5 protein-coding genes are annotated in these 3,904 nt (G+C 51.4%); all 5 read right to left on the minus strand.

Annotated elements, in window-relative coordinates; all coding sequences use genetic code 11:
* A partial coding sequence (locus L692_RS0107765; protein ID WP_025698684.1) for a peptidoglycan D,D-transpeptidase FtsI family protein occupies window positions 1-1,304 on the minus strand: 1,304 nt, incomplete at its 3' end.
* Window positions 1,305-1,373: 69 nt separating this feature from the next.
* Complete coding sequence (locus L692_RS0107770; RefSeq protein ID WP_156940338.1) at window positions 1,374-1,631, minus strand: hypothetical protein; 258 nt, start codon at window positions 1,629-1,631, stop codon at window positions 1,374-1,376.
* 132 nt (window positions 1,632-1,763) lie between these two features.
* The gene (gene rsmH, locus L692_RS0107775; RefSeq protein WP_025698688.1) at window positions 1,764-2,717 is read right to left on the minus strand and encodes a 16S rRNA (cytosine(1402)-N(4))-methyltransferase RsmH; all 954 of its coding nucleotides are present in this window, start codon (window positions 2,715-2,717) and stop codon (window positions 1,764-1,766) included.
* A gap of 33 nt (window positions 2,718-2,750) precedes the next feature.
* Window positions 2,751-3,188 (minus strand): division/cell wall cluster transcriptional repressor MraZ, encoded by a 438-nt coding sequence (mraZ, locus tag L692_RS0107780; protein ID WP_025698690.1) that lies wholly within the window; start codon window positions 3,186-3,188, stop codon window positions 2,751-2,753.
* Between the two features lie 487 nt (window positions 3,189-3,675).
* A partial coding sequence (locus L692_RS0107785) for an adenosylhomocysteinase (RefSeq protein WP_025698692.1) occupies window positions 3,676-3,904 on the minus strand: 229 nt, incomplete at its 5' end.

Consider the following 3,904-nt stretch of genomic DNA (forward strand, 5'->3'; position numbering starts at 1 on the left):
ACCGCCGCGAGCTGCTGGATCGGCGTAACCTGTACCTTACCATGACCATAAGCCAGGGTGGCGAAATCCACTTCATAATACGGCTTGACTAAGCCTTTGGCTTCCCCAGGCAGATCAATCCCCGTCTTTTGGCCGAAACCGAAATCATCAGCATATTTTTTCAGCCTGTCTTTACCCAGCATTTCATATCCCAGCTTGACAAAACCTACGTTACTGGAATGCTTCACGCCATCCAGATAGGTAATTCTCCCCCAGCCTCCATGCATATCATTAATACGCCGTTTTCCGATCATGATGTAGCCCGACTGGAACGTCGCGTTCGGATCGAACAGCTTCTCCTGCACCGTTCCGGCCAGAGTTACAATCTTGAAGGTTGACCCCGGCTCATAAATGGATTTGATCGCATGGTTGTAGAAATCCGCCTGATTGTCGGTCGCCCAGTATTCATTGGGATTGAAGGTCGGCAGATTGGCCATTCCGAGAATCTCCATCGTGTTCGGATCGGCGGCGATCACCGTCATGCTCTTCGGCTGGTATTGCGCGTAGGCCTCTTTCATTGCATCCTGAATATAGTACTGGATGGTGCTGTCAATGGTCAGCTTGAGATTGTCGCCGTTGACAACCGGCTTGTAGCTTTCCGGGGCATCCGGCAGCTTGACGCCCTTGGCGTCGCTCTGGTAATTGAGCTTGCCGTTTGTACCCTTGAGCAGCTTGTCGTAGAAATATTCAAGTCCAGCTACGGCGTTGCCGTCACGATTCGTATACCCGAGAATATGGGCCGCCAGCGAATCTTTGGGATAGTACCGCTTCTGGTCCTTGACCAGGCCGATGCCGGTTTCGCGAATTTTATGCTCTTCCTCCAGCTTTTCCTTGAGCGCTTCGATTTTATCGGCCACTTCCTGATCGACCTTCCAGCCTTCGTTACGCACCTCGCGGTTCTTGAAATAATTCCCGTCCTTGTCCTTCTCATCAATCAGTTCTTCGAGCTCCGAAACCTTCTTGTTCAAAATCTCGTGCAGCCCCTGGATGACTTCGTCGCGGATGCCCTGTTCATGAATGACCTTTGGTTCTACAACGACCGTATATGCAGGGACATCTCCGGCAAGCACGCTGCCATTGCGGTCGGTAATTTGTCCGCGCAGAGCCTTGATGATCGACGTATGCGCCCAGGTGTCCGCAGCCCTCTTCTGCCAGGACTCGCCCTGAAGCACCTGAATCCAGAATACCCGTCCGACCAGAACAAGAAAAAAGAGGGTAATGCATCCCCCTATGAACAGTGAACGAAGCTTTATTCTTTTTATCATACGTGAACCTCACAACCTCTATTTTGCAATCTTGACGGCACTTGCAGCTGATTACATAATCGGCGGGCATTAATTATTCCGGGTAACAACGATGCTGTCCTCCGGGATAGTGAAGCCTTCAGCCCGCGCTTTGTCAACCACCTGCTGCTCAAGATCCTGCTTCTCTTTCTGATAGACGGCAATTTCCTTCTTGGCTTTGGAGATTCTCGAATCAAGCTCCTGCGCCTGCTTGTTCAAATCGTAAATATGGACATAGCGCCATACCAAGACGCTGGCCACAAGGACGAATAAGGCAAGAGTCAGCAGGTACAGAAGCTTCTCCTGCATCGGGAGCGTGTTTCGCCTTGTGACAACCTTAGTCTTTTCGCGGTAGCGTGGATTAACTTTTGGTTCCCTTTGTTGCTGCACTGCCAAATTTCCGCGGGTATAGGCCATCTCTGACTCTCCTTTTATCGTCTTTTACAATTTCTCCGCAATGCGCAGCTTCGCAGAGCGGGCGCGGGGATTAACTTCAAGCTCCTGTTCGCCGGGTGTAAGCGGCTTGCGATTGATCAGCTTGACCTGGCCTTCGCCTCCACATACACATAACGGGAAATCCGGCGGGCACGTACAACGGCCGACATAACTGTTCAGAATCTGCTTGCAAATCCGGTCCTCCAGGGAATGGAACGTAATCACGGAAACTCTGCCTCCGGGAGCCAGACATCGCACAGCCGCATGCAGGGCCTCTTCAAAAGCGCCCAATTCATCATTCACGGCAATGCGCAGCCCCTGAAAGCTTCGTTTGGCGGGATGTCCGCCCGTCCTGCGCGTCGCGGCCGGAATTGCCTCCTTGATTATATCGGCCAACTCCCCCGTACTTTCAATGGGACGAACGGTTCTGCGTTCCACAATTTTTCCCGCAATCCGCCTGGAGAATTTCTCCTCTCCGTACTGGAACAGCACGCGGGCGATTTCCTGCTCGGGCCAGGTGTTGACGATTTCGGCGGCGGTCAATTCAGCGCTCCGGTCCATCCGCATATCGAGCGGAGCGTCATGGTTGTAGCTGAAGCCGCGCTCTCCTTCGTCAAACTGCGGGGAGGAGACGCCCAGATCGAACAGGATACCGTCCACCTGGGGGATGCCGCCAGTCTGCGGAACCGTAGGCAACGCTCTCAATACTTCCTCCAAATCCCGAAAATTCGTCTTGACCAGAATAACTTTGTCTCCGAACTCGGCCAGCTTGTCTCTGGCGTTGTCCAAAGCCCAGTCGTCCTGATCGAGCGCGATCAATCGGCCCTTACTGCCGAGGCGGGAGGCGATCAGGGCGCTGTGCCCGGCTCCTCCAAGCGTACAATCCACATAGATGCCGTTCTTTCTGACGCTTAAGCCTTCCGTCGCTTCTTCCTTCAGAACCGTGATGTGATGAAACAAGGCGCAGCCCTCCAAACAGTATTCGGTAAATAATTATAAATCAAAGTTGAAATCCACCAGCTTCTCGGCGATTTCGTTGAACGTTTCCTCCGACTGCCCGAAGTACTGTTCCCAAAGCTCCTTGTTCCAGATTTCCACCCGGTTCGATACGCCCAGAATGACACATTCCTTGTCCAGCTTCGCATACTCTCGCAGATTCGCCGGCAGAGTAACCCTCCCCTGCTTGTCCCACTGGCATTCCGTCGCTCCCGAGAAAAAGAAACGGCTGAACGCGCGGGCGTCGGACTTCATGAGCGGCAGACTTTTCAACTTTTGTTCCATGATTGCCCATTCTTCCATGGGATAAACGAAAAGGCAGGAATCGAGTCCCCGGGTTGTCACAAAGGAGGTTCCGAGCAGTTCACGAAACTTGGCCGGAATAATGATACGGCCCTTATCGTCAATGCTATGCTGGTATTCCCCCATAAACATTGGCTGCCCACTCCTTAATTCCCTCAGGTCCCCACTTTACCCCACTTTTCACCACTTAAGCATAATAGATTCGTCATCAAAAATCAAAAACCTTTTTCCGTTTAAAGGAAATTTATTCCTGACCTCTTTTGACGGAGGGTTCGCTGTCCGGCGCAATGCGACATAATAGAGACCGGATTAATAGGAACAGCGCGAAGGATTCTTGACGAATCAAACCTCTGCCTGCCTTGCCGAAGGTAAAATCATCGGCAATTTTTATCGAAGCGTATGGCGGAATTGAGCTTTATGTCGAGATAAGCATAATTCAATCGTTCTTTCGCAAAACAGTATTTCGACCTTGTTCAACCTTTCATTGCCGAAAAATCTCTTCTATTAAATAGACCTAAATTTCAGAGTCTTTTTGATGAAAAAGCAAAATTGAAAAAGGCAGCCTGGCCAAATGCATTGGCTAGCTGCCTTTTCAAAGCGCTATTTATTTCATTCCGGATTAATCATTCAGATTCCAGCTGTCCAGATACGCCACCTGCTCGGGTGTCAGGCGGTCAATGCCCAGCCCCATGCTCTCCAGCTTATAGCGGGCCACCTGCTCGTCCAGCTCATAAGGAACATTCTCGACTTTGACGCCGATTTCCCGGTAGCTGTCATTTACATATTTGAGCGAAAGCGCCTGAAGCGCAAACGTCATATCCATAATTTCGGCGGGATGTCCGTCCGCC

This window comes from Paenibacillus forsythiae T98 (assembly GCF_000520735.1).
Classification (GTDB): Bacteria; Bacillota; Bacilli; order Paenibacillales; family Paenibacillaceae; genus Paenibacillus_AQ; species Paenibacillus_AQ forsythiae.

Coding starts and splice junctions, on each gene's coding strand:
- L692_RS0107770 (WP_156940338.1), bottom strand. CDS start 1,631: ATGCAGGAGAAGCTTCTGTACCTGCTGACTCTTGCCTTATTCGTCCTT.
- mraZ (WP_025698690.1), bottom strand. CDS start 3,188: ATGTTTATGGGGGAATACCAGCATAGCATTGACGATAAGGGCCGTATC.